Source organism: Lentzea flaviverrucosa (genome assembly GCF_003350445.1).
Lineage (GTDB): Bacteria > Actinomycetota > Actinomycetes > Mycobacteriales > Pseudonocardiaceae > Lentzea > Lentzea californiensis.
On the sequence record NZ_QQAU01000001.1, the window covers coordinates 1003512 to 1029488 of the forward strand.

Annotated in this window: 29 protein-coding genes; 16 read left to right on the forward strand and 13 right to left on the reverse strand. The window is 70.2% G+C overall.

Annotated elements, in window-relative coordinates:
* Positions 1 to 7: 7 nt before the first annotated feature.
* The 3 genes from DFR72_RS04515 to DFR72_RS04525 are packed head-to-tail and all read right to left on the reverse strand — an operon-like array spanning position 8 to position 3255.
* Positions 8 to 955 (reverse strand): sporulation protein, encoded by a 948-nt coding sequence (locus DFR72_RS04515; protein WP_090063896.1) that lies wholly within the window; start codon positions 953 to 955, stop codon positions 8 to 10.
* Positions 956 to 982: 27 nt separating this feature from the next.
* A complete protein-coding gene (locus DFR72_RS04520) occupies positions 983 to 2014 on the reverse strand; it encodes a hemolysin family protein (RefSeq protein ID WP_090063895.1) in 1032 nt (343 codons plus the stop codon).
* On the reverse strand, positions 2011 to 3255 hold the full coding sequence (locus DFR72_RS04525; protein ID WP_090063894.1) for a hemolysin family protein: 1245 nt from the start codon (positions 3253 to 3255) through the stop codon (positions 2011 to 2013). Before DFR72_RS04525 ends, DFR72_RS04520 begins: the two co-directional genes overlap by 4 nt.
* 104 nt (positions 3256 to 3359) lie before the next feature.
* Between DFR72_RS04525 and DFR72_RS04530 the strand changes: the two genes are divergently transcribed.
* Both DFR72_RS04530 and DFR72_RS04535 read left to right on the forward strand, forming a co-directional pair.
* Positions 3360 to 3755 (forward strand): MerR family transcriptional regulator, encoded by a 396-nt coding sequence (locus tag DFR72_RS04530; protein ID WP_090063893.1) that lies wholly within the window; start codon positions 3360 to 3362, stop codon positions 3753 to 3755.
* 33 nt (positions 3756 to 3788) lie between these two features.
* On the forward strand, positions 3789 to 5492 hold the full coding sequence (locus DFR72_RS04535; protein WP_090063892.1) for a dihydroxy-acid dehydratase: 1704 nt from the start codon (positions 3789 to 3791) through the stop codon (positions 5490 to 5492).
* On the opposite strand, the gene DFR72_RS04540 is transcribed toward DFR72_RS04535, so the two are convergent.
* Entirely contained in the window at positions 5489 to 5671 is a 183-nt protein-coding gene (locus DFR72_RS04540) for a zinc transporter Slc39a7 (protein WP_090063891.1), read from the reverse strand. The genes DFR72_RS04535 and DFR72_RS04540 overlap by 4 nt on opposite strands.
* A gap of 111 nt (positions 5672 to 5782) precedes the next feature.
* On the opposite strand from DFR72_RS04540, the gene DFR72_RS04545 reads away from it, so the two are divergent.
* The 5 genes from DFR72_RS04545 to DFR72_RS04565 are packed head-to-tail and all read left to right on the forward strand — an operon-like array spanning position 5783 to position 10709.
* The gene (locus DFR72_RS04545; protein ID WP_090063890.1) at positions 5783 to 7345 is read left to right on the forward strand and encodes an ABC transporter substrate-binding protein; all 1563 of its coding nucleotides are present in this window, start codon (positions 5783 to 5785) and stop codon (positions 7343 to 7345) included.
* Entirely contained in the window at positions 7312 to 8322 is a 1011-nt protein-coding gene (locus DFR72_RS04550) for an ABC transporter permease (RefSeq protein ID WP_245982515.1), read from the forward strand. The genes DFR72_RS04545 and DFR72_RS04550 overlap by 34 nt, the downstream gene beginning before the upstream one ends.
* Positions 8315 to 9199, forward strand: coding sequence for an ABC transporter permease (locus DFR72_RS04555; protein WP_090063889.1), 885 nt, complete (start codon positions 8315 to 8317; stop codon positions 9197 to 9199). The genes DFR72_RS04550 and DFR72_RS04555 overlap by 8 nt, the downstream gene beginning before the upstream one ends.
* The gene (locus tag DFR72_RS04560; protein ID WP_211335299.1) at positions 9193 to 10095 is read left to right on the forward strand and encodes an ABC transporter ATP-binding protein; all 903 of its coding nucleotides are present in this window, start codon (positions 9193 to 9195) and stop codon (positions 10093 to 10095) included. Before DFR72_RS04555 ends, DFR72_RS04560 begins: the two co-directional genes overlap by 7 nt.
* Positions 10089 to 10709, forward strand: a complete 621-nt coding sequence (locus DFR72_RS04565; RefSeq protein ID WP_090064513.1) for an ABC transporter ATP-binding protein — start codon at positions 10089 to 10091, stop codon at positions 10707 to 10709. Before DFR72_RS04560 ends, DFR72_RS04565 begins: the two co-directional genes overlap by 7 nt.
* Here the strand turns inward: DFR72_RS04565 and DFR72_RS04570 are convergent.
* The 5 genes from DFR72_RS04570 to DFR72_RS04590 are packed head-to-tail and all read right to left on the reverse strand — an operon-like array spanning position 10681 to position 14764.
* A complete protein-coding gene (locus DFR72_RS04570) occupies positions 10681 to 11205 on the reverse strand; it encodes a class F sortase (protein WP_245982516.1) in 525 nt (174 codons plus the stop codon). The two genes, DFR72_RS04565 and DFR72_RS04570, sit on opposite strands and share 29 nt — an antisense overlap.
* The gene (locus DFR72_RS04575; RefSeq protein ID WP_143086646.1) at positions 11205 to 11942 is read right to left on the reverse strand and encodes a DUF4397 domain-containing protein; all 738 of its coding nucleotides are present in this window, start codon (positions 11940 to 11942) and stop codon (positions 11205 to 11207) included. Before DFR72_RS04575 ends, DFR72_RS04570 begins: the two co-directional genes overlap by 1 nt.
* Positions 11943 to 11987: 45 nt before the next feature.
* Positions 11988 to 12845, reverse strand: a complete 858-nt coding sequence (locus DFR72_RS04580) for a PfkB family carbohydrate kinase (RefSeq protein ID WP_090063886.1) — start codon at positions 12843 to 12845, stop codon at positions 11988 to 11990.
* A 19-nt stretch (positions 12846 to 12864) separates the two neighbouring features.
* Positions 12865 to 13614, reverse strand: coding sequence for a hypothetical protein (locus DFR72_RS04585; RefSeq protein ID WP_090063885.1), 750 nt, complete (start codon positions 13612 to 13614; stop codon positions 12865 to 12867).
* Between the two features lie 25 nt (positions 13615 to 13639).
* Positions 13640 to 14764: a GAF domain-containing protein gene (locus DFR72_RS04590; protein ID WP_090063884.1), complete on the reverse strand. Its 1125-nt coding sequence runs from the start codon at positions 14762 to 14764 to the stop codon at positions 13640 to 13642.
* Positions 14765 to 14889: 125 nt separating this feature from the next.
* On the opposite strand from DFR72_RS04590, the gene adh reads away from it, so the two are divergent.
* The 6 genes from adh (at position 14890) to DFR72_RS04620 (ending at position 20285) form a co-directional block, all read left to right on the forward strand.
* The gene (gene adh / locus DFR72_RS04595) at positions 14890 to 16413 is read left to right on the forward strand and encodes an aldehyde dehydrogenase (protein WP_090063883.1); all 1524 of its coding nucleotides are present in this window, start codon (positions 14890 to 14892) and stop codon (positions 16411 to 16413) included.
* Entirely contained in the window at positions 16413 to 16778 is a 366-nt protein-coding gene (locus tag DFR72_RS04600) for a DUF779 domain-containing protein (protein WP_170176120.1), read from the forward strand. Before adh ends, DFR72_RS04600 begins: the two co-directional genes overlap by 1 nt.
* A 37-nt stretch (positions 16779 to 16815) precedes the next feature.
* Positions 16816 to 17670 (forward strand): hypothetical protein, encoded by an 855-nt coding sequence (locus DFR72_RS04605; protein ID WP_090063882.1) that lies wholly within the window; start codon positions 16816 to 16818, stop codon positions 17668 to 17670.
* Positions 17667 to 18509: a hypothetical protein gene (locus tag DFR72_RS04610; protein ID WP_090063881.1), complete on the forward strand. Its 843-nt coding sequence runs from the start codon at positions 17667 to 17669 to the stop codon at positions 18507 to 18509. The genes DFR72_RS04605 and DFR72_RS04610 overlap by 4 nt, the downstream gene beginning before the upstream one ends.
* Positions 18510 to 18578: 69 nt before the next feature.
* A complete protein-coding gene (locus tag DFR72_RS04615; protein WP_090063880.1) occupies positions 18579 to 19850 on the forward strand; it encodes an alpha/beta hydrolase family protein in 1272 nt (423 codons plus the stop codon).
* Between the two features lie 48 nt (positions 19851 to 19898).
* Positions 19899 to 20285 (forward strand): SgcJ/EcaC family oxidoreductase, encoded by a 387-nt coding sequence (locus DFR72_RS04620; RefSeq protein WP_090063879.1) that lies wholly within the window; start codon positions 19899 to 19901, stop codon positions 20283 to 20285.
* Here the strand turns inward: DFR72_RS04620 and DFR72_RS04625 are convergent.
* Positions 20282 to 21325, reverse strand: coding sequence for a chitinase (locus DFR72_RS04625; protein WP_090063878.1), 1044 nt, complete (start codon positions 21323 to 21325; stop codon positions 20282 to 20284). The genes DFR72_RS04620 and DFR72_RS04625 overlap by 4 nt on opposite strands.
* Positions 21326 to 21511: 186 nt before the next feature.
* Here DFR72_RS04625 and DFR72_RS04630 point away from each other — a divergent pair, with 186 nt between their 5' ends.
* Positions 21512 to 22006 (forward strand): hypothetical protein, encoded by a 495-nt coding sequence (locus DFR72_RS04630; RefSeq protein WP_143086645.1) that lies wholly within the window; start codon positions 21512 to 21514, stop codon positions 22004 to 22006.
* A 425-nt stretch (positions 22007 to 22431) separates the two neighbouring features.
* On the opposite strand, the gene DFR72_RS04635 is transcribed toward DFR72_RS04630, so the two are convergent.
* The gene (locus DFR72_RS04635; protein ID WP_090063876.1) at positions 22432 to 23376 is read right to left on the reverse strand and encodes an SDR family NAD(P)-dependent oxidoreductase; all 945 of its coding nucleotides are present in this window, start codon (positions 23374 to 23376) and stop codon (positions 22432 to 22434) included.
* Complete coding sequence (locus DFR72_RS04640) at positions 23373 to 24320, reverse strand: SDR family NAD(P)-dependent oxidoreductase (protein ID WP_090063875.1); 948 nt, start codon at positions 24318 to 24320, stop codon at positions 23373 to 23375. The genes DFR72_RS04635 and DFR72_RS04640 overlap by 4 nt, the downstream gene beginning before the upstream one ends.
* Positions 24321 to 24433: 113 nt before the next feature.
* Here DFR72_RS04640 and DFR72_RS04645 point away from each other — a divergent pair, with 113 nt between their 5' ends.
* Positions 24434 to 24985 (forward strand): TetR/AcrR family transcriptional regulator, encoded by a 552-nt coding sequence (locus DFR72_RS04645; protein WP_245982517.1) that lies wholly within the window; start codon positions 24434 to 24436, stop codon positions 24983 to 24985.
* Here the strand turns inward: DFR72_RS04645 and DFR72_RS04650 are convergent.
* Positions 24921 to 25397 carry a GbsR/MarR family transcriptional regulator gene (locus tag DFR72_RS04650; protein WP_090063873.1) on the reverse strand — a complete coding sequence of 159 codons (477 nt, stop codon included), beginning with the start codon at positions 25395 to 25397 and terminating at the stop codon, positions 24921 to 24923. The genes DFR72_RS04645 and DFR72_RS04650 overlap by 65 nt on opposite strands.
* 60 nt (positions 25398 to 25457) lie before the next feature.
* Between DFR72_RS04650 and DFR72_RS04655 the strand changes: the two genes are divergently transcribed.
* Positions 25458 to 25976, forward strand: a complete 519-nt coding sequence (locus DFR72_RS04655) for an FAD-dependent oxidoreductase (protein WP_090063872.1) — start codon at positions 25458 to 25460, stop codon at positions 25974 to 25976.
* Position 25977 lies beyond the last annotated feature (1 nt).

Sequence of the window (25977 nt, forward strand, 5' to 3'; positions counted from 1 at the left end):
AACCCGGTCATTCGCCGCCGAAGTCGCCGAAGTCCTCGAACGCGTCGTCCATCATCTCGCCGACCACCATGCCGCCGACGACACCGGCGGCACCGGCCGCGACGACCGTGCCCATGCCCATGCCGCCCCGGCCGTGGTGACCGCCGTGGTGACCGTGCACGCCGTGGTGGCCGTGCATGCCGCCGCCACGCTGCGCGACCTGGGCCAGCCACCCGTTGATGGACGAGGCCCAGTCGGCGACCTCCGCCTCCTGGTGCGACAGGTGGAAGTGACCGAACGCGTCACCGCCCGACGAGAACATCCCGCCGCGCCGGTCGGCCTCCAGGATCACGAACAGCTCGTGCGGGTTCGCGACGAACGTCAGCTCGACCTGCTGGACGGCACCGGCGAACTGGGCCGGCGGGAAGAACTCGATCTCCTGGTAGAAACCGAGCTCCTGCGGCACGCCGTGCAGGCGGCCGGCCTCGACGTCCGCGCTGCGGAACGAGAAACCGAGCTGCCCGAACGCGTTCAGCACCGCGTCCTGCGACGGCAGCGGGTGCACCAGCACGGGGTCGAGGTCGCCCTTGTCCGGCGCGCCCGCGATCACGAGCTCGGTGCGCACGCCCACGGTCATGCCGGGCAGCTGGCCGCCGCCGACCGCGGTGATCGGGGTCTCCCACGGGATCGGCAGCTGGAACGGGATCGCGACCAGCTGACCGGCCGCGACCCGCACGCCCTGCTGCACGACGACCCGCAGGAACTCGGACACGCCGGCGTACTCGTGGTCCCCCCGCTCGACCTCGACGCGGGTGACGAGCGACAGCACGACCTGGCCGATCTCGGCGTCCGCGCTGCCACCCTGGATGCGCACCTGCCCGGTGACGACCTGGCCGGGCGTGGCGTGCGGCGAGTCCAGCACGGTGTCGACCGACGGGCCACCGACGCCGAAGGCGCTGAGCATCCGTTTGAACATGTGTGTTTCCTCCCTGGGAAACTCCGGTCAGCGGACGCCGGCCGGACGGGTGTCGGTTTCGTCCTCGAAGTCGCCGATCAGCTCTTCGAGGAGGTCTTCGAGGGCCGCGATGCCGAGAATCTCCCCATCGCCGACCAGGGCGAGCTGCGACCGTTCGGCACGCATCGCGGTCACGGCCTGGGCCACCGGCATCGACGCGGGCAGCGTCAGCACCGGGCCCATCAGCTCGCGGGCCGGCGGGTCCTCGCCGCGGGCCGTGGCGCGCATGGCGTCGCGGATGTGCACAAGTCCGACGTACCGGCCGTCCTGGCCGGTGACCGGGAAGCGCGACCGTCCACACTGGAGGCTGCGTCGCTCGACCTCCCGCGCGGTGGTGTCCTCGGTGACGGCCGAGGTCTCCTCGATCGGCACCATCACCTCGCTCACGGTCGTGCGCTGGACCTGCAGCATCCTCGTCAGCAGCCGTTGCTGGGCCTCGGGGATGAGGCCGTGCTCGGCGGACTGGCGCAGCAGCATCCGCAGGTCGTCCGGCCGGTGCGCCTGCGCCAGCTCGTCCTGCGGCTCGACCTTCATCAGGCGCAGCAGCGCGTTCGTGACGCCGTTCAGTCCGCTGAGGAGCCAGCGGACCGAGCGGGCGAACGCGCGGAACGGCAGCGCCAGGATCAGCGCGGACCGCTCGGGGTTCGCGATGGCCCACGACTTCGGGGCCATCTCGCCGACGACCATGTGCAGGAACACCACCAGCACCAGGCTGATCGCGAACGCGATGCCGTAGGCGAACGCCTCCGGCAGGCCGGTCAGGCGCAGCGCCGGTTCCAGCAGGTCCGCGACGGCCGGCTTGGCCAGCGCGCCCAGGCCCAGGGTGCACAGCGTGATGCCGAGCTGGGCACCCGCGAGCATCAGCGACAGCTCCCGAACGCCCGCCACGGCGGCACGCGCCGCTCGTGACGTCTCGGCGGCCTGCTCCAGCCGGTGCCGCTTCGCCGCGATCAACGCGAACTCCGCGGCCACGAAGAAGCCGTTCAACGCCAGCAGCACAACGGAGATGAGGATGCTCATCGGGACAACACCACCGAGTCGGGCACGTTGCGCGCCACGGAAGTGACCACCAGCCGCACGCCGTTCATCTCGATCTCGTCTCCGGCCTCGGCGACTCGGCCCAGCTGGTGCAGCACCAGACCGGACACAGTGTCGTAGGCGTCGTCTTCCGGGAGTTCCACACCGGTGGCGTCCTCTACCTCGTCCAGCCTCATGCGGCCGGGCACGCGCCAGTCGTCGCCGACCTTCTCGATCATGTCGGCCATGTGGTCGTCCTCGTCGTGGATCTCACCGACGAGCTCCTCCGCCAGGTCCTCCAGCGAGATGACACCGGCGAACCCGCCGAACTCGTCGACCACGCAGGCGAGCTGACGGCGTTCGGTGCGCAGGCGCTCCAGCACGGCGGGCAACGGCAGCGTCGCCGGGACCACCAGCGCGGGCGAGGCGATCTTCCCGATCTCCGTCGAGGAACGCTCCTCCGGCGGCAGCGTCAGCACCTCGGCCAGGCCGACGACACCGCGCAGGTCGTCCAGGTCGTCGCCGACCACGGGGAACCGCGAGTTGCCGGTCTCCAGCAACGAGACCACGCGCGCGGCGGGTTCGTCGGACCGTACTGTGTGGACGTTCACGCGGGGCGTCATCGCCTGTTCCGCGACGAGCTCGCGGAACCCGATGCCGTGCTCCAGCAGGCGGGTGAGCTCGGGGTCGAGGTGACCCTGTTCCCCCGCCTCCTCGACGATCTGCCGGAAGTCCTCGGGGGTCGCGCCCTGGGGCAGTTCCTCGACGGGCTCGATGCCGAGCGCGCGCAGCAGCCGGTTCGCGGCCGCGTCGAACAACCGGATCACCGGACCGGCGATCTTCAGGTAGACCAGCGTCGAGGAACTCAGCGCCAGCGCCAGCTTCTCGGGCCGCGCGATCGCGAGGTTCTTCGGCAGGAGCTCACCGAGCACCATCTGCACGAAGGTCGCGAAGACCAGCGCGATCACCATCGAGCCCGGCACGCCGAGACCGGTGCCGAGCAGCGGCTCGGCGACGTACCCCACTAGAAGCGCTGTCACCGTGATGCCGAACTGGGCACCGGACAGCATGAACGAGAGCTTCTGGGTCACGCGGTAGGCACGGTCGGCGGCCTTCGAGCCGCCCTCGGCCAGCTGCTGCAGGCGGCCGCGGTCGACCGCCATGTAGGCGAACTCCTGCGCGACGAAATAGCCGGTGGCCACGGTGAGGGCCACGATGGCGAGCAAGCCGGATGCGATCAACAAGACGCACCCGGCCCAGTACTACAGCCGTCTACATCGGCTTCTTCAGACATGTACCAACAGTAGCACGTAGCACTGTATGGTTGCGGTGACGGGAGGTCACCGCCATGTCCGAAGCACTGCTGAAGATCGGCGAGCTCGCCGCCCGCGCCGGCGTGAGCATCCGCACCGTCGACTACTACACGACACTGGGCCTGATCAGCCCCGCCCAGCGCACCGCGAGCAACTACCGCCTCTACCTCGGCGACGACGTGGAGCGCATCCACCTCGTACAACGCCTGGAGGTCCACGGTCTTCCCCTGGAGGACATAGCCCGCGCGTTCACGGCCGGTCCGGCCGACACCGCGGCGGTGCTCGGGCAGATCGACACGGACCTGCGCACGCTGCAGGAGGCCGCCGACGCCGCGTCCCCGGAGATGCACGGGCTGCTGTCGGTGATCGCGAACCGGGTCCACTCGCTGATCACCATCGCTCTGCAGCTGCCGCCCGACCTGCCGATGTAGCTAAGGTCGAGGGGGACCGCTAGGAGGCGCTCAGTGGGGCTACGCAGCGAGCACTGGTACGCAGGTCAGGACCGCAACGCCTACATCCACCGCGCCTGGATGCGCCGCGGCACCCCGGACGACGCCTTCCGCAGGCCGCAGATAGCCATCGCCAACTCCGCCTCCGACCTCACCCCGTGCAACGCGCACCTGGACGAGGTCGCGAAGTCCGTCTCCAACGGCGTGTACGAGGCGGGCGGCATCCCGCTCAACCTGCCCGTGGTGTCGCTGGGCGAGACCAACGTCCGCCCCACCGCGATGCTGTGGCGCAACATGGCCGCGATGGCGGCCGAGGAGATGCTGCGCGCGAACCCCGTCGACGGCGTGGTGCTGCTGGGCGGCTGCGACAAGACGATCCCGGCACTGCTGATGGCCGCCGCGTCCGTCGACATCCCGGCGGTCGTGCTGCCGGGCGGGCCGATGCTGACCGGCACGTTCCGCGGCACTCCCCTGGGCTGCGGCACGGACGTCTGGCGGCTGTCCGAGGAGGTGCGCGCGGGCACGTTGTCGCAGGAGGCGTTCGCGCGCTCCGAGTCCGCGATGATCCGCAGCCGCGGCCACTGCAACACCATGGGCACCGCGTCGACGATGGCGCTGGTCGCCGAGGCGCTGGGCACCGTCGTCCCCGGCGTGGCGGGCACCCCGGCGCCGGACAGCAGGCTGCTGGAGGCCTCGCACGGCACCGGCAGGCTGGTCGTGGAGCTCATCGAGCAGGACCGGCGGCCGAGCACGTTCCTGACCAGGGCGTCGTTCCACAACGCGATCGTGGCGCTGGCGGCGATCGGCGGCTCGACCAACGCCGTGGTGCACCTGCTCGCGATCGCGGGCCGGCTCGGCGTCGACCTGGCGCTGGACGACTTCGACCGCATCGGCTCGGGCGTGCCGCTGCTGGTGGACCTGCAGCCGGCGGGCCGGTTCCTGATGGAGGACTTCCACCGCGCCGGCGGGCTTCTGGCCGTGCTGCGGGAAGTGCGCGACCTGCTCGATCCCGCCGGACTCACGGTCACCGGACGGCCGCTCGTAGACCACCTCGGCGACGCACCGATCTGGGATCCCGAGGTGATCAGGAGCAGGTCCGCGCCGATCATCACCGAGGGCGGGATCGCGGTGCTCCGCGGCAACCTGGCGCCGTCAGGGGCGTTGATCAAACCGGCGGCCGCGTCGCCGCACCTGTTGCAGCACCGCGGGAAGGCCGTGGTGTTCGACAGCATCGAGGACTTCCACGCCCGCGTCGACGACCCCGACCTCGACGTGGACGCGGACTCCGTGCTGGTGCTGCGGGGCTGCGGCCCGCGCGGCTATCCGGGCATGCCGGAGGTGTCGAACATGCCGTTGCCGAAGAAGCTGCTGGAGCAGGGCGTGCGCGACATGGTCCGCGTCTGCGACGGGCGCATGAGCGGCACGGCTTACGGCACCGTCGTCCTGCACGTGGCACCGGAGGCGGCAGCGGGCGGACCGCTCGGGCTGGTGCGGACCGGTGACGTCATCGTGCTGGACGTGGAGAACCGCCGGATCGACGTCGAGGCGCCGGACTTCCTGTCCCGCACGCCGAACGCGGCCACGACAGCGGCGTTCGCCTCACCGAGGCGGGGCTGGGAACGGCTCTACGTCGACCACGTCCTGGGCGCCGACACCGGAGCCGATCTCGACTTCTTGATCGGCTCCAGCGGCAGCGCAGTCGCCCGCGAATCGCACTAGTGCGAGTGCTCGTGCTCCTCGACGTGACCCGCGTCGTGCACGTGCGTGTGTGAGTGCGTTTCGCCGCCGTGCGTGTGGGTGTGTTCGTGCTCGCCGTGGTCGTGTGCGTGCTCCCCGTGGGGATGCGTGTGGGTCGTATCACCGTGGGCGTGTTCGTGGGTGTGCACTCCGTTGGTCATGCCTTGATGCTGGCACGACTCTTCCTCAAGCGCGCAGCTGCAAGGTCTTGCTTATTGCAACTTGCCTGCTGTTAGCTGCCTCTGGCAACACAGACACTGGGGAGGAACTGGATGCGGCGCGCGCTTCTGCTGGCCGTCGTCCTGCTGGCGGGGTGCTCGTCACCCGACGGCTCGACGACCGGATCGGCGACGTCCATCGTGATCGGCGCGGGTGGCGAGCCGGAGAACCTCAACCCGGTGCTCGGCTACGCCCCGGACGGCGCCGGGAAGATCTTCGACGGGCTCGTCTCGCGTGACGCCTCGCTGGCGCTGAAACCGGCTCTGGCCGCGGAGCTGCCGACGGCGTCGGCGGACGGCCTGACGTGGACGGCCAAGCTGCGCAAGGACATCACGTTCTCCGACGGCACCCCGCTGACCGCGGACGACGTCGTGTTCACGTACAGGTCCGTGGTGGACAAGAAGGTGAACTCCACGATCGCCTCCCGGTTCGACGCGCTGGCCGGCGTCGTGGCGAAGGACCCGGCCACCGTCGAGTTCACGCTCTCCTACCCGTACGCGCCCTTCGCGCAGCAGCTCGCGCTCGGCATCGTGCCCGCCGCGAAGCTCACGGGCGTCGACATCAACAGCGCGCCGTTCAACACCGCCCCGGTCGGCACCGGCCCGTACACGGTCTCGGAGTGGCGCAAGGGCGACCGGATGGTGTTGCGGGCCAACGAGAAGTACTGGGGCGGCGCGCCCGCGATCAAGTCCGTGACCGTGGTCTTCGTGCCGGACGACAACGCCCGCGCGACCCGCATGGCCGCCGGTGAGTTCGACGGCACCGTGCTGCCGCCCAAGCTCGCCAGGACCTACCGTGACAAGTCCGGTTACAAGATCGTGCAGAACCCCTCGGCGGACTACCGCGGCCTCGGCATCCCGTCCGAACTGCCGTTCACCTCGTCCCCGCAGGTCCGGCGCGCGATCAACCTCGGCATCAACCGCCAGGCCATGATCGACGCCGTGCTGGCCGGCTCCGGCAAGCCCGCGTCCACGCCGATCTCGCCGTACCTGCAGAACTGGTACGACGAGAAGACCGCGTTCACCTTCGACGTCGCCGAGGCGGAGAGGCTGCTCGACGAGGCGGGCTGGCGCAAGGGCGCGGACGGCAAGCGCGCCAAGGACGGCCAGGCCGCGAAGCTCCCGGTGCTCTACCCCGCTCCCGACGTGCTGCGCAAGGAGCTCGCGCTCGCCACGGCCTCCGACATCGCGAAGCTCGGCATCGACGCCCCGGTCGAGGCGACCACGTTCGACGTCATGCTGCAGCGGCGCAAGGCGGCGGCGGTGTGGGGCGGCGGTGACCCGTACGACCCGGACACGGCCGCTTACACGTTGCTGCACAGCAAGTACGCGGGCCAGGACGGCTACGTGAACATGACGCTGTACCGGAACTCCACTGTGGACACCGCGCTCGACACCGCCCGCCGCAGCCTCGACCCGGCCGCGCGCAAGCAGGCCTACCAGGACTTCCAGCAGGCCTACGCCGCCGATCCCGGCTGGGCGTTCCTGGTGTTCCTCGACCACACCTACGTCCTGCGGGACAAGTGGAACGGCCAGGAGACCCAGGTCGAGCCGCACGACCACGGCCTCGTGCACGCGGTGTGGTGGAACCTCGAGCGCTGGACGCCGAAGCCGTGACGCGGGGGCAGGCGATCGGCAGGCTGGCGCTGCGCCGGCTCGCGTTCGCGGTCCCGGTGCTGCTCGTGGTCAGCTTCGCGTTGTTCGTGCTGGCCAAGGCTTCACCGTTCGACCCGATCGAACGCTACTTCGGCGTCCGGATCATCGGCGCCTCACCGGAGCGCGTGGCCCAGCTGCGCGCGAACTGGGGAGTCGACGAACCCGTCGTGTCGCAGTACTGGGCCTGGCTGCGGCACGCGGTCACCGGCGACCTCGGCGACTCGTTGTCGTTGCAGCAACCCGTGTCGGCCGTGATCGGCGACCGTCTCGGGTGGACGGTGCTGCTGGTGTCGGTCGGCTTCGCGCTGGCCCTGGTGCTCGGACTGCTGCTGGGCACGCTCGCGGCGTGGCGGCAGGGGTCGTGGCTCGACCGGTCGATCACGGGCAGCTGTTACGCGCTGGAGGCCGCGCCGGTCTTCTGGGTGGGACTCGCGGTGCTGTACGTGTTCGCGCTGCAGCTGCGGTGGCTTCCCGGCGGTGGCGTGACGACCGGGTCCGAACCGTTGTCGGCCGGCGGCGTCGCGGCCCACATGGTGCTGCCGGTGGCCGTGCTGGCGATCTCGCAGGCGCCGTGGTTCGTGCTGTTCGTTCGGCAGAACCTGCTCGAGTCGTTCACGCAGGACCACGTGATAGGCGCCCGTGCCCGCGGGCTGCCGGACCACCTGGTGGTGTCGGGGCACGCGCTGCGCACCTCGCTGCTGCCGTTCCTGACCCTCCTCGGCGCACGACTGCCCGAGCTGATCACCGGGGCGTTGCTGGTGGAGACGGTGTTCTCGTGGCCGGGCATCGCGCGGGCGACGGTGGAGGCGGCGCTGAACGTCGACTTCGCGCTGCTGGGCGCGCTGACCGTGATGGCGACGGGTGTGGTGCTGGTGGGCAACCTGCTGGCCGACGTCCTGTACGCGCTGGCCGACCCGAGGGTGGCGCTCGATGGCTGACCTGACCTGGCGCCCCGCCCCGCGCAGCCGCCTCACCGCCGCGAGCCCGCCACGATCGCCGAAGTGGCGGCTCCTGCCGTCCGCGGTCGTCCTGGGCGTCGTCGCGCTGGTGGTGCTGGTCGTGCCGCTGTTCGTGGAGCTCAACGAGCAGTACGTCGACCTCGCGATCGCCAACCAGCCGCCGTCCGCCGCGCACCTGTTCGGCACCGACGAACTGGGCCGCGACGTGTTGCTGCGCTGCGTCTACGCCCTGCGCGTGTCCCTCACGGTCGGCGTGGTCGCGGCCGTGATCTCCGCGGTCGCCGGCACGGCGGTCGGCGCGCTCGCGGGGTCGATCGGCGGCTGGTTCGACCGGATCCTGATGCGCGTGGTCGATGCGATCGCCTCGGTGCCGCACCTGCTGCTGGGCATCGTGATCGTGGCGGTCCTGCGGCCCAGCCTCTCCGCCGTGATCATCTCGATCGCCCTCACGCACTGGCTCACGTCCGCCCGGATCGTGCGGTCGGAGGTGTTGTCGCTGCGCACGAGGCCGTTCATCGACGCGGCGATCGTCGGCGGTGCGAGCCGAACGCAGGTGCTCACCAGGCACCTGCTGCCCAACGTCGCCCCGCAGGTGCTGCTCGCGACCACCCTGATGATCCCGCACGCGGTGTGGCACGAGACGGCGTTGTCGTTCCTGGGCCTCGGTCTGCCGCCGCACGCGGCCAGCGTCGGCAACATGATCAACGACGCCCAGCGCTCGTTGCTGACCGGCGGCTGGTGGATGTCGCTGGCACCCGGACTGCTGCTGATCGTCACGACGCTGGCGGTGTCCGGGCTGAGCGGCGTGTGGCGGGACCGGCTGAACCCCAAGCGGCGCACGGAGCTGACGTGGTGAACCTGGAGATCGACCGGGTGTCGGTGCGGTTCGCGCTCAAGGGCGCGACCGTCGAGGCCGTGAACGACGTGTCGTTGCGGATCAGGCCCGGCGAGTGCGTGGCGCTGGTCGGCGAGAGCGGCTGCGGCAAGACGGTGCTGGCCTCGGCGCTGCTCGGGTTCCTCCCGGGCAACGCGGAGACCTCGGGCAGCGCGCGGCTCGGCGAGGTCGACCTGCTCGTGGCGACCGACCACGAGCTCGCGACCACGGTGCGCGGACGGCGGATCGGGCTCATCCCGCAGAGTCCGGCGAGCCACCTGACGCCGGTCCGCACCGCGCGCGCCCAGCTCGAGGAGGCCGCGCGCGTCCTCGGCGGCGACGCTCAGCAGGCCGCCGAACGGGCCGGACTGCTGCCCGAACACCTCGACCGCTACCCGCACGAGCTGTCCGGCGGCATGGCGCAACGCGTCGCGAACGCGCTGGCGCTGGTCGGCAACCCGCCGCTGCTGATCGCGGACGAACCGACCACCGGCCTCGACCGCGACCTCGTGGACGGACTGCTCGGCGAGTTCCGCAGGCTGGTCGACGACGGCCACGCCGTCCTGCTGATCACCCACGACCTCGCGGCGGCGCACAAGGTCGCCGACCGGATCGCGGTGATGTACGCGGGCCGGATCGTCGAGGTCGGCCCGGCGCACGAGGTGCTCGACGCCTCCAAGCACCCCTACAGCCGGGGGCTCGCGAACGCCCTGCCGGAACGGGACTTCCTCCCCATCCCCGGCCAGCCTCCCCTGCTCACCGACCTGCCGGCGGGGTGCGCGTTCGCCCCGCGCTGCGAGCAGGCCACCGCGATCTGCGAGGACCGCCCCGTGCTCACCGACGACCCGCACGCCGTCGCGTGCCACCGCCCGTGCTGACCGGGATCGGCATCACCGCCGGCTACCAGGCCCCGGTGGTCACCGACGTCAGCCTGACCGTCCACCCCGGACAGACCGTGGGTCTCGCCGGGCCGAGTGGATCGGGCAAGTCCACTGTGGCGCGGGTGCTCGCGTTGCTGCACAAGCCGTTCGCCGGGACGGTGGAGATCGACGGCGAGACCGTCACAGGGTTCCGGTTCAAGGCCAGGCAGCGCACCAGGATCGGTGTCCTGTTCCAGCAGCCGAGGTTGTCCGTCGACCCGCGGTTCACCCTCCGCCAGGCGATCGCGGAACCCGGCGGGGACCGCGTCGACGAACTGGCCGACCTGGTGATGCTCACCGACGACCTGCTGGGCCGCCGACCGCACGAGGTCAGCGACGGCCAGTTGCAACGCGCCTGCCTCGCCCGTGCGCTCGCGCTGAAACCGCGGTACCTGATCTGCGACGAGATGACGACGATGCTGGACGCCTCCACGACGGCGGCACTGGTCGGCGTGATCCGGGCATACCAACGCGAGTCCGGCGCGGGAGTGCTCGCGATCTCGCACGACACCACGCTGCTCACGCGGTGGGCGGACGAGACCGTCAGGCTTTCAGCACCGCTTCCACGATGACGTTGTCGCGGTAGCTGCCCGCGACCCGGTCGAAGTCGCCCCCGCACGTGACCAGCCGCAGCTCGGACAACGGCGTCGGCCCGTAGACCAGGGCGGTCGGGAACGCGGACTTCTCCATCGTCTGAGTGCTGTTCACGACGAACGTGAGCTTGCTGCCGTCCTCGCGCTCCACCAGCACCTCGGCACCGGGCCGCAGCTCGGGCAGCCGGAAGAACACACCGGGCCCGGTCTTCGAGTCGACGTGCCCCGCGATCACGGCCGGACCGGCATCACCCGGCGCGATCCCCCCGGCGTACCACCCGGCCTTGTCCGAGCGCGTCGGCGGCTCCAGCGCCCCGGCGGAGTCGACCTCCAGCGCTTCGAGCGCGGTCTCGACGCCGATCGACGGGATCAGCACCGTCACCGGCTCCGGCACCTCGTCCGAACCCGGCCCTTTGACGACGTAGATCAGCGTGACCAGCACCGCCGACCCCATCAGGAGCTTGCCCTTGGCCATCAGCCGAACCGGAACAGCCGGCCGCGCACCGAGTACATCGCCACGCCCACGATGAGCGTGATCACCAGGGCGGTGAGCCAGTCCCAGCCGCCCGCCATGCCGCCGAACCCGGTCTCCTGCCCGCCGCCGGGCACGACCTCGGCGCCCTTGGCGTCGGTCCGCAACTCGATCCGCCGGGCGTTGACCAGCAGCGTGTAGACGCCGCCGGGTTCGATCGCGGCCTCCAGCGTCGTCGAGTCCTTGCCGCGCGGCACCACCTGCAGCCCGTCCGAGCCGGGTGCCAGCAGCACGTAGCCGGTCGTGGAATAGGCCTGCACGCCTCGGTGCACGGCCACGCCGCCGCGCACCAGGTCCATCGCGGCGTCACCGGCGTTGATCACGCGCAGCCGCGCCTGGCCGTCCGGGGGCAGGCTGATGTCGTCCTCGAGCACCCTCATCGAGGAGGCGATGTCGATGACCGTGTAGGTCTTCCCGGTCTCCGCCCGCATCGACACCGACCGCAGCAGCGGGCTGCCCGGCTCGGCCATGCGGAACTCGACGACGTGCTCGCCCGGCTCGATGCGGCGGTAGTCGTAGAGCTGGGCGTAGTCGAGGGTGCCGAGCTTCACCCCGTCGAGCGTGCCGTCGACGCGCGCCTGGTCCATCGAGAAGTGCCCGAGACGCACGTACGTACCTGTCGCGGCGTGCGCGGGCGTGGCGGAGAGCAGCAGCAACAGCACTACGGCGAGTACTCGCACGCGGACCCCTCCCCTCGATTGACGGCTCAACGATAACCCGCCTGATCAGCTCGCAGTGAGGTTCGGCCGTCCCCCGGGATGCGTCACCGTGGCCCCGGAGGCCTCGACGGCGAGCCTCGCCGCCTCCTCGGGGCCGTCTCCACGCGTGAGAGCGAACGCCAGCGCCGCCACGAACGCGTCACCGCCGCCGGTCGTGTCCACGACCTCCACGTCCCCCAGCGGCACGACCAACTCGCCGCCGTCCCACACGAACACGTTGCCCACACCGTCCACGGCGAACGCCACGAGCTCCTTCGGCATCAGCTCGCGGGCCGCACCCAGCGCGTCGTCCGCGCTCGTGATCTTCCGGCCGGTCAGCTGCTCGGCCTCGCGGTGGTCCGCGCGCACCACGTCGGCGCACGCCAGCAGTTCGTCTCGCAGCCGTTCGGGTGCGCCGTCGAGCACGACCCGGCCGGATGCCGCCCGTGCCGCCTCGAGAGCCACCTCGGGCGGTTGCTGCAGCTGCACCACCACGGTGCCCGCACGCGTGATGACCTCGATCGGCAGGTCCTCCTCGCGCAGCAGCGCGGCGTCCGGCACGTCCTCCAGGTAGCGCCACCCGTCGGCGACCACGTCCACGAAGAGCGCGGTGGCGCATTCGGGCCGCCGCACCACGGCCTCGGTGGCGATCCCGTCCGCCCCGGCCCGCGCGATCAGGCGGGCGCCCACGTCGTCGTCCCCGACCACACCGACGAGCGCGACCGGCGCACCCAGCTGGGCCAGCCCGACCGCGATGTTCGCGCCCTTGCCGCCCAGCAGCTCCCGGCGCTCGCGCACGGGTGTGGTGCCGCCGGCCTGCGGCACCTCGTCCACGACGAGGACCAGGTCCCGTCCCACCTGCCCGACCACCACGAAGTCGTCCATGGTGGAGGACTACCCGCGATCAACTCCGGGGGAACCGATCGGTGACGTCGAGCCCGTCGGGCAGCACCGCGAACAGGTCGACCGGCGTCCGCTGCGACACCATCTCGCCGCGGTGCAGCCGCCTGAGCCGGTCCCTGGCCACGACGACCTGCTGGCTCGGCGCGCAGAGCACGATGACCGGCACCGCGCCCTGGGCGACGTGCGCGCTCACCCGGTCCGCGGTCCCTCGCCCGAACTTGAGCACCGTCCCGTACCGCACGAGGTAGAGCATGTCCTCCTCGCCGCGCACGCGCTTGAGCCGCCGCACCTCCCCGGTCTCGTCGTCGCGGCCCCACGTGCCGTGCGACTTGGTCAGCCACCGGTACCCGGTCCACGGCAGCCCGTGCACGTCGGTCGCGAGCACGGTCCAGCCGGGCCGGAAGTACTTGGCGAGCCGGACCTTCACCGTCGTCGCGGCGATGAGCTCCGAGTTCTCCCGCCAGGTGCCGTCGAGCTCCAGCCGGTGCGCGATCTTCTGCACCGCCGGGTCCGGCACGGACCTGTCGTCCAGGCACACCAGGCACCTCGTGCGCCAGCCGACGCCGCACGAGCGCGCGACACCGCACCAGCCGCACTGCTGGATCTGCACGGCCGCGCCACCGGGCCGGTCGTGCAGCACCTTCATCTGGTCCGACACGACCTGCAGGCACGGCGCGCACAAACCGCACCACGCGACCTCGGTGACCTCCTTGCGCGGCAACCGGGTCATGCAGTTGATGCACTGCTTCACTTTTGCCCTCCCCTGGCGGGAAAGCCTATTCCAGCGCCCTTCGCAGGCGCGAGGAGACGAGAGCGTGACGAGGATCGGTGACCGGGAGCAGCAGGTGCAGGCGCTCGAGCACCTCGGCGTCGTCGCCGTTGTCCGCGAACGACAGCAGCGCGTCGAGATCTCCCCGCTCCAGCACGCCCTTGCGCACCGCGGCGGCGAGGTCGACCCGCTCCTCGCGGATCACCGGCGCGTCCGAACGGGGTAGCAGATCACCGTGGTAGTGCCGGGTCGCCTTGCCCGCGTCGCCGGACCTCAGAGCCGTCCGCACGTCCAGGAAGTCGCCGCGCACCACCGCATCGAGCCGGTACGGCCTCGTCAGCAGGACACCACCGAGCTGCGCACGCAGCCTGTGCAGCTCCGCGCGGACCGTGGTCGGGTTCCCACGTTCACCATAGAGCAACAACGCGAGTTGTTCCGCCGTCAGACCCTTGGGGTGCAGGGCGAGCGCCGTCAGGACCTCCGCGTTGCGCAACGTCAGCGCCAGCGGCCGTCCGTCGAGGTCGGCGTGCAGCCCGCCGAGGAAGTTCAGCGTCAGCACGTGCTGCCGCGGCGCGAACCGCTGCAGGTGGTGCTCGGCCAGGCGGGCGGCCGCGGACACGAGCTGCGCGACGGCCGGGTGCATCGTCTTCAAGGGTCCGCTGACGTCGACGACCCCCAGCAGCAGCCCCGTGTGGGGGTCGTGGATCGGGCTCGCCGCGCACGTCCAGCCGTGGTAGGTGCGCACGAGGTGTTCGCGGGAGTGGACGGTGACGGACCTGCCGGTCACCAGCGCGGTGCCCATCGCGTTCGTGCCGATGACGTCCTCGCTCCAGCGCGACCCCTCGGTGAGGTGGACGCGTTCGGCCTTGTGGCGGACCTGGTTGTCGCCCTCGCACCACAGGATGTGGCCACGGGTGTCGGTGACGATCATGATCGTGTCGTCCATCGACAGCGTGTGCGTGAGCAGCGGGACGGTCGCGGCCAGCGGGTGCGCGCCCCTCAGATCCGCGACCTCGTCCGGGCCGTACACGACCGGCGCCTCGTGGCGGTCGGGGTCGATGCGCGCGTCGAGGGACCGCCGCCACGACTCGAAGATCACCGGCCGGGCGGCACCCAGTTCGCCGGGGTCCATTGCTCCAGGATGCAGGGCACGTTGCCACCGGAGCAAGCCCACGGCTACTCCGTTCGGATGCAACGCGGGTGAAACGTTGACGGTTCTACGTTCGCCGCCTGTTCGCAACGACGCGGGAGGCCCAGATGGCGAAGTACGCGGCTCCAGGACAACCCGGCAGCGTGGTCACGTACCGCGACCGGTACGACCACTTCATCGGAGGCGAGTACGTACCGCCCGCCAAGGGCCAGTACTTCGCCAACCCCACCCCCGTCACCGGGGAGGACTTCACCGAGGTCGCGCGGGGCACCGCCGAGGACGTCGACCTCGCGCTGGACGCGGCCCACGGCGCCTCCCGGGCCTGGGGCAAGACCTCGGTCGCGGAACGCGCCAACGTGCTCAACAAGATCGCCGACCGCATCGAGGCCAACCTGGAGGTGCTCGCGGTCGCGGAGACGTGGGACAACGGCAAGGCGGTCCGCGAGACGCTGGCCGCCGACCTGCCGCTCGCCGTCGACCACTTCCGCTACTTCGCGGGCGCGCTGCGGGCCCAGGAGGGCGGCATCTCGCAGATCGACGAGGACCTGGTCGCCTACCACCTGCACGAACCGCTCGGCGTCGTCGCGCAGATCATCCCGTGGAACTTCCCGATCCTGATGGCGGTCTGGAAGCTCGCGCCCGCCCTGGCCGCGGGCAACGCGGTCGTGCTGAAGCCGGCCGAGCAGACGCCGGCGTCGATCCACGTCCTGATGGAGCTGATCGCCGACCTCGTCCCGCCGGGCGTCCTGAACATCGTCAACGGCTTCGGCGTCGAGGCGGGCAAGCCGCTCGCGTCCTCGCGCCGCGTCGCGAAGGTGGCGTTCACCGGCGAGACGACCACCGGCCGGTTGATCATGCAGTACGCCAGCGAGAACATCATCCCCGTCACGCTGGAGCTCGGCGGCAAGTCGCCCAACGTGTTCTTCTCCGACGTGGCCTCGCAGCGGGATGCCTTCTACGACAAGGCACTCGAGGGCTTCACGATGTTCGCCCTGAACCAGGGCGAGGTCTGCACGTGCCCGTCGCGGGCGCTGGTCCAGAGCGACATCTACGACGGCTTCATGGGCGACGCCGTGGAACGGACCCGCGCGATCAAGCAGGGCCACCCGCTCGACACCGAGACGATGATGGGCGCGCAGGCGTCCAACGACCAGCTCGAGAAGATCCTGTCCTACATCGACATCGGCAAGCAGGAAGGCGCCCGCGTGCTGACCGGCGGCGAGCGCGCGGACCTCGGCGGCGAACTGTCCGGCGGCTACTACGTGACACCGACGATCTTCGAGGGCGACAACAAGATGCGGATCTTCCAGGAGGAGATCTTCGGCCCGGTCGTCTCGGTCACCCGGTTCTCCGACTACGACGACGCCATGAAGACCGCCAACGACACCCTCTACGGCCTGGGCGCCGGCGTGTGGTCACGCGACGGTTCCGTCGCCTACCGCGCGGGCCGCGACATCCAGGCGGGCCGCGTGTGGGTGAACAACTACCACGCCTACCCTGCGCACGCGGCGTTCGGCGGCTACAAGCAGTCCGGCATCGGCCGCGAGAACCACAAGATGATGCTCGACCACTACCAGCAGACCAAGAACCTGCTCGTCAGCTACTCCCCGAACGCCCTGGGCTTCTTCTGATGCCCCGCGTCGCGCTGACGCCGGAGGCCGCGGACGTGCTCCGCGGCCTCCGGGCCGACCACGGCGACCTGATGTTCCACCAGTCCGGCGGCTGCTGCGACGGCTCTGCCCCGATGTGCTACCTGGCCGGGGAGTTCCGCACCGGTTCGTCCGACGTGCACCTCGGCGACCTCGCGGTGGACGACTTCGTCATTCCTGTGTGGATGTCCGCGGCGCAGTTCGAGTACTGGAGCCACACGCACCTGACGATCGACGTCGTGCCCGGCCGTGGGAGCGGTTTCTCGCTGGAGGCACCGCTTGGAATACGTTTTCTGGTGCGCTCCCGGCTGCTGGCGGACGACGAGTTGCAGGGCGGCGACCGCTAACCGGTGACGCCTGTGGTCGCACCACTACCATGCGCGCATGACCGTCCAATGCGGATGCTGCGGAGCCGAGATCACCTCTACGGACCGCATCGACTACCGGCTCAACCGTCCGGAGCGCCTGCTCGGGGTGCCCGGCGAGCGGCTCGGCGCCCCCACGGGCGGGCTGCTCGTCGGACCGGACGGTGACTCCTACATCCGTTGCCTGCTCCCGGTTCGGCTGACCGGCGGAACCGAGATCGTGTTCGGCGCGTGGACGCAGATCAGCAAGGTCGACGCGATGTACGCCCACGCCGTGTGGGACAACGACGAGCAGTACGCGAACCTGCGGATCACCGGCACGTTCGCGAACGTCATCAAGCCGTGGGACGTGCTCGGGGTGCCCGTCGAGGCCACGGTGCTCAACACCGACGAGCTGCCGTACTTCACCTCGCACCCGTTGCTGGAGCGCGAATGGGACCGGGACGAGGTGTTGTGCCGCATCCGGCACCCGTTGCCCGTGCCGGTCCGCGAGACGCTCGGCGAGGTCTGGACCATCGAGCGCACCGAGGGCATGCGCTGCGTCGTCGACGGCCGCACGGTCAGGTTCACGAGCCCGGACCGCCGGGTGGCGCTCGACGTCTACGCCGACCTCACCAATGGCAGCGTGAGCGACTTCCTCGGCGCGGTCCTGGACGGCTACCCCGCGAGCGCCGAGCACTCCGTCCAGCACGACGGCCCGGAGCTGCGTCACGCGTTCTGGCTCAGCGAGGTGATCGACGGCCACGAGGAACAGGTGTTCCACGCGCACGTCGTCCGTCCCGGCACGATGATCTCCGTGCGTTGCGTGCACCGCTATCCGGTCGACAGGGCGTGGGCGCAGCACGTGCTCAACAGCGTCCGGTACATCGGGTGACGGCCTGCGACTGCTGCGGCGCCGACCTCGACGATTCGGGCGCCATCGACCTGGACCTGGGTCTGCCGCCCGGCGTGCGCGCCCCCACGCTCCTGGCCGGCGGCAACGTGCTCCTGACCGGCGACGCCGCGTACGTCCGGTGCGTGCTGCTCGTCGAGATGACCGGCGACCTGGAGCTGTGGTTCGGCGCCTGGATGCGCGTCGACCGGCCGGCCGCCCTGCACGCGGCCGACTCGTGGGACGGACCCGGCTACGACTCGCTGAAGTTCACCGGCACGTTCGCGCACGACATCAAGCCGTGGGACGGCCTGCGCGGCGCGGAGGTCGCCGCCGAGGTCCGCGAGCCCGGCGACCTGCCGGAGTACGTCCGGCACCCGCTGCTCGGGAAGGTCTGGGACCGCGACGAGGTGCTCAGCGGGTACCTGGTCGAGCTGCCGGTCTCGATCCAGCAGAAGCTGCCCGGCCGGTGGAGCATCGAGCGCACCGCGGGCCTCACCCCGTACGTGCTGGAGGAGGGCCTGCGGTTCGCCGGGCCCGGCCGCGCGGTGTTCGTCGACGTCCGCCGGGCCCAGGGCACGACCGCCGAGCGGTTCCTGGAGCTCGCCCTGGAGGGCGCGCCGGAAGTGCCGGAGGAGCAGCGGTTCCAGGAACGCGACGGCGTCGAGTTGCGGCACGCCCTGTGGCTGACCTCCGCCTCGGGCCAGCACGAGTTCCACGGGCACGTCGCCCGGTTCGGCGAGATGGTCGTCGTGACCTGCGTGCACGACGACCCGGCTGACCACGCGTGGGCGCGTCATGTGCTCAACAGCGTCCACTACCGCAACGGACCACGATCGTAACGTCAGGGAAATCCCAAGTTTGTGCGAGTGAACTGGACCACTTGCCGAGCTGGACTCACGATTCCCGCCATGAACGTCCTGCTGGCATTCGCACTCACCGCGAGTCTCACGTCGCCGGTGCACCTGCCTCCCACAGCACCGTGCCCGGAGAACGTCCCCGCCGGCACCACCTGCTACGAAGGCCGGGACCCGAACGGCGCGTACTACACGATCGCCGTGCCGAAGAAGTGGAACAAGACGCTCGTCGTGCACTCGCACGGCGGACCCGACCTCGGCGATCCCACGCCGGAACGCACGCGTGACGACCTGAACCGCTGGTCGGTCATGGTCGAGGAGGGGTACGCGTGGGCAGGCACCTCGTACCGGCGCGGCGGGTACGGCACGCGGATGGCGGCGGAGGACACCGACAACCTGCGCAGGATGGTCACCGGGATGCTCAAGCCGCACAAGGTGTACCTCCACGGGCAGTCGTGGGGCGGCAACGTCGCGGCGAAGACCATCGAGCTGTACAAGGGTTATGACGCGGCGCTGCTCACGAGCGGCGTCATGGCCGGTGGCACGCGCGGCTACGACTACCGCGTCGACCTGCGCGTGGTCTACCAGTACTACTGCGGCAACCACCCGAGGCCGTCCGAGGCGCAGTACCCGCTGTGGCAGGGCCTGCGGCCCGGCTCGACGATGACGACCGCCGGTCTGCGCAGCAGGATCGAGGAATGCCTTGGCGTGGCGGGCAGTCGCACGCCCGAGCAGCAGCAGAAGCTCAACGACGTCCTCACTGTCACGAAGATCCCCGAGGAGACGCTGAACTCGCACCTGAACTTCGCGACGTTCACGTTCCGCGACATCGTGCACAACCGCCTGGGCGACCGGAACCCGTGGAGCAACACGGGTGTGGTGTACCAGGGTTCGCACGACGACAAGGCACTCAACGCCGGCGTCGAACGCTTCGCCGCCGACCCGGCGGCCCGCGCCGAACTGGCCTACGACAGCGATCTCACCGGCAAGATCGACATCCCGGTCCTGTCGGTGCACGCGATCGGCGACCCGACCGCGTTCGTCGAGCACGAGTCGGCTTACCGCGACACCGTGAGGAAGGCCGGCCGCTGGTACAACCTCGTGCAGACCTTCACGACCGAGGCGACGCACAGCGCGTTCAGCGACTCCGAGTACGCCGCGGCCATGCAGTCCCTGTCCGCCTGGGAGAAGTTCGGGGTGCGCTCCAACCCGTTCCTGATCTCGCACGCCTGCCCCGGCCACGACAAGAAGTACGGCACGGGCTGCTACTACAACCCCTGGTACCAGCCGAAGCCCTACGAGTCGCGGGTCGCACCCCGCCAGTGACCCGAAGGGCTTGACCTCCATCTTGGTCGAGGTACGACGATCTTGACCATGACCGACATCGCAGAGATCGAGAAGCTCGTCGCCACCGTCCAGCACTCGCAGCAGAACGAGCTCCCCGAGGAGTTCATCGGCCTCTTCCGCTCCGACGCCGTCTGGACGACCGCGCACGGCAAGCGGCTCACCGGCCGTGACGAGATCGCCTCCTTCACCCGCCAGGTCCTGCCCGGCGCGGCGAAGGAGGCGACCGCCACGTACGAGGTGGCGCACGTGCTCTTCATCCGGCCCGACGTGGCGGCCGTCAAGATCCGCCAGCGTCCCGTCCGGCCCGACGGCACCCCGATCCTCGACCAGAACGAGGGTTCACCGCTGTACGTCCTGTCCAAAGAGGATGGTGCATGGCGCATCGCCGCCGGGCAGAACACCATCGTGCTCTAACGCCCCTGCAACGACCTCACCTTGTCGCCGAAGGTCCAGTTCTTCGAGCCGTCCCAGTTGATGGACCAGGTCATGAGCCCCTTGAGCTGCCCGCCGAAGCTGTTCCACGCCTGTCCGACCAGCGTGGGGTTCATGTAACCGCCGCCGGCACCGGGTTGCGCGGGCAGCCCGGGAACCTGCTTGTCGTAGGGCACCTTGATCGTGGTGCCCTGCACGACCAGTCCCTTGTTCAGGCACTGCGTCTGCGCCACGAACCCCTGCACGGTCCCGGCCGAGTAGCTGTCGCCGGAGCACCCGTACATGGAACCGTTGTAGTACTGCATGTTCAACCACCACAGACGGCCGTTGTCCGCGTACTTCTTGATGATCGGCAGATAAGCACCCCAGATCGAGCCGTACACGACGCTGCCGCCCGTCACGTACGCGGTCTCCGGCGCCATGGTGAGCCCGAACCCGGCCGGCATCGCCGCCAGCACACCGTCGATGATGCGAACGAGGTTCGCCTGCGACGCCGACAACTGGTTGATGTTGCCACTGCCGACCAGGCCGGTCTCGATGTCGATGTCGATCCCGTCGAAGTTGTACCTCTTCAGGATCGGCACGACGGTGGCGACGAACCGGTCGGCCACCGCGGCCGAACTCAGGTCGATGCCCGCCGCCGCGCCACCGATCGACAGCAGGATCGTGGCCCCGGCCTCCTTCGCCGCACACATCTCAGCGGGCGTCGCGACCTTCACCCCGACGTCCATGCCGTCCTCCCACAGCACGGTGCCGTCGGAGCGGATCACGGGGAACGCCGCGTTGATCACGTTGTACCCGTGCTGCTTGATGCGGCTGTCGGTGATCGGGGTCCAGCCGAACGGCGGGTGCACCCCGTTGGAGGCGCCGTCCCAGTTCTCCCAGTACCCGTGCAGGACCTTGCCCGCGGGACGGGGTTTGAGCGCGCACGTGTCGGCCGCCTGGGCGGTGGACGGGACGAGCATCGTGCTCATGAGCAGAAGCAGGGCTGTCAGTGCCCTCGGCAACAAGCGGGCGGACATTCGCTCACCTTTCGCTTACAGGCGGCGACCCGCTGTCATTGAAGCATGAAATGGTCCAGACCTCTACCGACCGATGTCGGTCACCTCGAAGGCGTGGCCGCGCGGCTGTGTTCCGCTTGTGCCAGGACACTTACGAGGTATCTCGAACCTGTCGCCTCACGGCAGGCGGGCCATGCCATGACGAGCGTGGGAACACCTGAGGCCGAAGGCCCGGTGAGCCGCCCGCCGGTCTTCTTCCAGCAGCCGTTCTGGACCGCGCTCGGGCTCGCGGTCATGAGCACCGGCCCCCTGGCCCTGGGCGGCCGGCCTGGGCGGGTACGTCCCCGCCGAGGCAAGCCGGCCGTCGTCGTGACAGGCATCGTCCTGACCGCCTTCACCGTGGTCGTCACGATCGTGGCCGTCCTCGGCACCGCACGGGACCGGCGCGTGTGGCGCGACCTGGACACGGCCGGCGTGCACGTCCTGGGTCAGGTCACGTCCGCCGAGCGTGTGTGGTGCGGCGAGGACCGCTGCACCAGGGTCGGGATGCTGGTCACCGTGCCGGGCCGGGCGACGTTCACCACGAGCCACGTCGTCCACGGCGAGAAGATCGTCGAGGTCGGGACGAGCATCGCGGTCGACGTGCACCCGTGCGCAACCTCTTCCGCCTGGCCGAGGACCCGTCCTCGGGTTGAGGCGTAGGCGGCTGCCCGCGAGGCCGACGATGCTGCGCGGGACGCCCGATCGCGCACGTCTGCGCTGAGGGATCTCCCGCACCACTGGCACAGATGGGGTGGGTCCGACAGGCGTGGGATCGCCAGCGGGGCCGTGGCGTTGTCGGTCGTCGCACACCGGATGATCGAGGCGGCGCGCGCTGAGGCTCTGGCACACCGTTGGCGATGCGCAGCGGGAAGCAGTGCGAGCGCCGGTCCGCTAGGTGTGCCTCCCCTGAGACGTTGTTGACTCGGCCAGGATGCGGTTGAAGCGTTCGCCTGGAGCCGGCAGGGGCGGGCGAACCGGCGGCTGACCGGGCCGCACCACCACCGAACTCCCGCCGCCCTCCCGACCGCGTCAACACCCCAACCGCGTCACCACCCCGACCGCGCCGGCCCGGAGTTCGCCGCGGCTCAGGCCGCCTTCAGGGACCAGAGGGTCTCCTCGGACACCTTCCACAGCTGGGCCGCCGCCTCCGGGTCCTGGGCGTACGGGGCGACGCCGCGCATGTGCGAGCCGCCCGTGACCGGCTCGGCCTCGTTGCCGTCTTCGAAGTACCTGCCCGAGATGCCGTCCAGCAGCGGGGTCGTGGCCACCACGAGGGTGGTCGCGGCACCCTGTTCCGGAGTCTTGACCCTGCGGGTGGCCGTTGCGCCGCTTTGGCGGATGCGCTCCTGCATCTGCTCGGGGGTGAGGTGGCGCTGGAGGTTGGTGGCGATGCTGCCGGGCATCAGGGCGTTCATGGTGATGCCCTCGCCGGACCAGCGGCGGCCTGCCTCCACGCCGAAGAGGATGTTTGCGGTCTTGGACTGGCCGTAGGCCTGCCAGCGGTCGTACTCGCGGCGGGCGTAGTGGATGTCGTCGAACACGACCTCGCCCATGAGGTGGGCGGAGGAGCTGACGTTCACGACTCGGGCGCCTTCGGCTCGCATTGAGTTGAAGAGGCCCAGGGTCAGGGTGAAGTGGCCGAAGTGGTTCGTGGCGAACTGGAGCTCCCAGCCCTCCGGGGTGCGGGTCAGCGGGGTGGCCATGACGCCCGCGTTGTTGATCAGCAGGTGCAGCGGGCCGTCCCAGGTGCGGGCGAAGGCCTTCACCGAGGCTTGCGAGGCCAGGTCCAGGTGGGCCACCGAGATGTGCTTGTTGCCGGTGGACCTGGACAGGGAGGCCGCCACACGTCCGGCCGCGTCGATGTCGCGGGCCGCGATCGTCACCTCGGCTCCGGCCGTGGCCAGGGCCCGGACGGTTTCCACGCCGATGCCCGAGGCGCCGCCGGTGACGATGGCTCGGCGGCCTGCCAGATCGGCGGTCGCCGCTACCTCCAGGGCCGTCGTGTCGAAGCCGAATCCTGTGGTGATCATGCCTGCACCTTCACTGTTTCCTCGGAGACCTTCCACAGCTGGGCGGCGGCCTCGGGGTCGGTCGCGTAGGCGGCCACGCCGTTGGTCGTGCCCTCGGCGTGCGGGAGCGCCTCGTTGCAGTCTTCGAAGTAGAGGCCCGAACGGCCCTCCACCAAGGGGGACACGGCGAGCACCAGCGTGGTGGCCGCGCCCTGCTCCGGGGTCTTGAGCTGGAGCGGGTTGTCGCCGCCGCCGCGAAGCCTGATGCGCTCCTGCAGCTCCTCCTGCGAGATGTGGCGCTGCAGCGCCGTCAGGATGCCGCCGGGCATCAGCGCGTTCATCGTGATGCCGTCGCCGGACCAGCGGCGACCCGCCTCCACGCCGAACAGCACGTTGGCGGTCTTGGACTGGCCGTACGCCTTCCAGCGGTCGTACTCGCGGCGCTCGAAGTGGATGTCCTCGAACACCACCGGGCTGCTCAGGTGGCCGGCCGAGCTGACGTTCACGACGCGGGCGCCCTCGGCGCGCAGCGCGTCGAACAGGCCCAGCGTCAGCGTGAAGTGGCCGAGGTGGTTCGTGGCGAACTGGAGCTCCCAGCCCTCCGGCGTGCGCGTCAGCGGCGAGGCCATCACGCCCGCGTTGTTGATCAGCAGGTGCAACGGCCCGTCCCACGCCGCGACGAAGGCCTTGACCGACTCCTGCGACGTCAGCTCCAGCGGAGCGACCGACACGCTGCCGTTGCCCGTGGTGGCGGACACGTCCGCGGCGACCTTCCGGCCCGCCTCGACGTCGCGCGCCGCGATGGTGACCTCGGCTCCCGCGGCGGCCAGCGCCCGTACGGTCTCGACGCCGATGCCCGACGCCCCACCGGTGACCACGGCGCGACGGCCCGAGAGGTCGACGCCCTCGACGACCTCGAGAGCGGTGCTCCCGAAGCCGAACGGGGTGGTGATGCGCTCACTCATCTGACTTCCCCAACCTGTGTCGTACACTGAAACGGAGGTTCCTCCGGTTCGAGTTCCACAGTAAGCGGAGGGTCCTCCGTTTCGCAAGTGACATGCCCCATGGGAGTGATGAAGTGCGTGCAGACGCGGTCCGGAACCGGGGACTGCTGATCGAGGTGGCGCTCGACGCGTTCACCCACGAGAAGGACGTGACGCTCGGCGCCATCGCCAAGAAGGCGGGCGTCGGGATCGGCACGCTCTACCGCCACTTCCCCACCCGCGAGGCGCTGATCGAGGCCGTCTACCGCACCGAGTTGGAGAAGCTCTGCGACGCGGCGCCCGAACTGCTCGAGACCCACGAACCCGCGGCGGCGCTGAGGGAGTGGATGGACCGCTTCATCGCCTACGCCGCGACGAAACGCGACCTCAAGGACGCGCTGCAGGCGGTGATCGCGCTGGGTCTCAACCCGTTCGAGCACAGCCGCGCGAAGATGACCGAGGCCGTCCAGACCCTGCTGACCCCGCTGAACGCCCGCACGGAGCCCATGGACCTGATGGCGCTGCTGATCGGCGTCGCCCAGAACGGCGACCCGGATCAGGCGAGGCGGATGCTCGACCTGATCATGAACGGGGTCCTCCACGACGCTGCCGCTCGAAGCGCTCCACCAGCATCGGCGCCTCGTTGAGCAGGAACGCGTAGAAGTCCCGCATGTACTCGAGCCGGTCGTGCGCGCGACCGGGCCCGACCGCCTCGACCCCCTTCTCCACGGCGCCCAGCACGTCGTCGACGACGGAGTGCTGCCGCGAGTAGAGCGTCGTCCAGGCGTTGTCGCGCATCCGGAAGTGCTCACGCCGGCTGCCGGCGACGTGGATCCGCTCGATCAGCCCCATCTGCGCGACCATCCTGATCGCACCGGACACCGATCCCGCGCTCACACCCAGTTCCCGAGCCAGATCTCCCGCGGTCAGCGACTCCTCCTCCGAGAACAGGAACGCCGCGATCGTCCGCGCTCCCATGCGCTGCATCCCGGCGCCGACCAGCGTGAGCGCCAGGTGCTCGGCGGCTTCCCTGCGATCTGTCTCGCCCGTCACAGTCATCCTGTCTTCAGAAATTTCTGAACGTTCGCTAGCCTCAATCCTAGGGGGAAGGGGCTGGTCATGGCCACAGCACTCGTCGTCGGGACCGGCATCTCCGGTCTCGCCACCGCGCTCAGACTCGCCCGCAGCACGTGGGACGTGGTCGTGCTCGACCACGGCACCCACCACGAGCCGGTCGTGCTCACCGGCCCGGACCGCCACGCAGCGAAACGACTCGCCGCACTCCCCCTTCCGCTGCACTACGAGACCCGCCACAGCAAGGTCACCGCGCTGCGCCCGGACCGTTTCGGCGTCACGGTCGCCTTCAACGACCACGAGGACGAGTGGTTCGACATCGTCGTGTGCGCCCAGCCGTGCTGCGAGGCGGAACGATTACCCGGTCTCTGCCTCGAAACCTGGTCCCGCGACCACGTGGCGCTGCTCTACCGCGCCGTCCGCGACACCGGCCTGCCGCTCAGCGCCGCCGAACTGCTCGCCGACGCGTTCGACATACACCACGACGACATCGCCGCTCTTGCTTGGTGGGAGACCACTCTGAAGCCGCACGCCGTTAGGCGGGCCTTTACCCGCGTTCGGTAAG

Bases quoted from the DNA above. Each gene is read 5' to 3' on its own strand.
- DFR72_RS04515 (WP_090063896.1), bottom strand. From the start codon at position 955: ATGTTCAAACGGATGCTCAGCGCCTTCGGCGTCGGTGGCCCGTCGGTC.
- DFR72_RS04650 (WP_090063873.1), bottom strand. From the start codon at position 25,397: ATGACTGTGACGGGCGAGACAGATCGCAGGGAAGCCGCCGAGCACCTG.
- DFR72_RS04640 (WP_090063875.1), bottom strand. From the start codon at position 24,320: ATGAGTGAGCGCATCACCACCCCGTTCGGCTTCGGGAGCACCGCTCTC.
- DFR72_RS04600 (WP_170176120.1), top strand. From the start codon at position 16,413: ATGCCCCGCGTCGCGCTGACGCCGGAGGCCGCGGACGTGCTCCGCGGC.
- adh (WP_090063883.1), top strand. From the start codon at position 14,890: ATGGCGAAGTACGCGGCTCCAGGACAACCCGGCAGCGTGGTCACGTAC.
- DFR72_RS04655 (WP_090063872.1), top strand. From the start codon at position 25,458: ATGGCCACAGCACTCGTCGTCGGGACCGGCATCTCCGGTCTCGCCACC.
- DFR72_RS04620 (WP_090063879.1), top strand. From the start codon at position 19,899: ATGACCGACATCGCAGAGATCGAGAAGCTCGTCGCCACCGTCCAGCAC.
- DFR72_RS04625 (WP_090063878.1), bottom strand. From the start codon at position 21,325: ATGTCCGCCCGCTTGTTGCCGAGGGCACTGACAGCCCTGCTTCTGCTC.
- DFR72_RS04520 (WP_090063895.1), bottom strand. From the start codon at position 2,014: ATGAGCATCCTCATCTCCGTTGTGCTGCTGGCGTTGAACGGCTTCTTC.
- DFR72_RS04540 (WP_090063891.1), bottom strand. From the start codon at position 5,671: ATGACCAACGGAGTGCACACCCACGAACACGCCCACGGTGATACGACC.
- DFR72_RS04530 (WP_090063893.1), top strand. From the start codon at position 3,360: ATGTCCGAAGCACTGCTGAAGATCGGCGAGCTCGCCGCCCGCGCCGGC.
- DFR72_RS04545 (WP_090063890.1), top strand. From the start codon at position 5,783: ATGCGGCGCGCGCTTCTGCTGGCCGTCGTCCTGCTGGCGGGGTGCTCG.
- DFR72_RS04555 (WP_090063889.1), top strand. From the start codon at position 8,315: ATGGCTGACCTGACCTGGCGCCCCGCCCCGCGCAGCCGCCTCACCGCC.
- DFR72_RS04580 (WP_090063886.1), bottom strand. From the start codon at position 12,845: ATGGACGACTTCGTGGTGGTCGGGCAGGTGGGACGGGACCTGGTCCTC.
- DFR72_RS04605 (WP_090063882.1), top strand. From the start codon at position 16,816: ATGACCGTCCAATGCGGATGCTGCGGAGCCGAGATCACCTCTACGGAC.
- DFR72_RS04590 (WP_090063884.1), bottom strand. From the start codon at position 14,764: ATGGACCCCGGCGAACTGGGTGCCGCCCGGCCGGTGATCTTCGAGTCG.
- DFR72_RS04570 (WP_245982516.1), bottom strand. From the start codon at position 11,205: ATGGCCAAGGGCAAGCTCCTGATGGGGTCGGCGGTGCTGGTCACGCTG.
- DFR72_RS04615 (WP_090063880.1), top strand. From the start codon at position 18,579: ATGAACGTCCTGCTGGCATTCGCACTCACCGCGAGTCTCACGTCGCCG.
- DFR72_RS04635 (WP_090063876.1), bottom strand. From the start codon at position 23,376: ATGATCACCACAGGATTCGGCTTCGACACGACGGCCCTGGAGGTAGCG.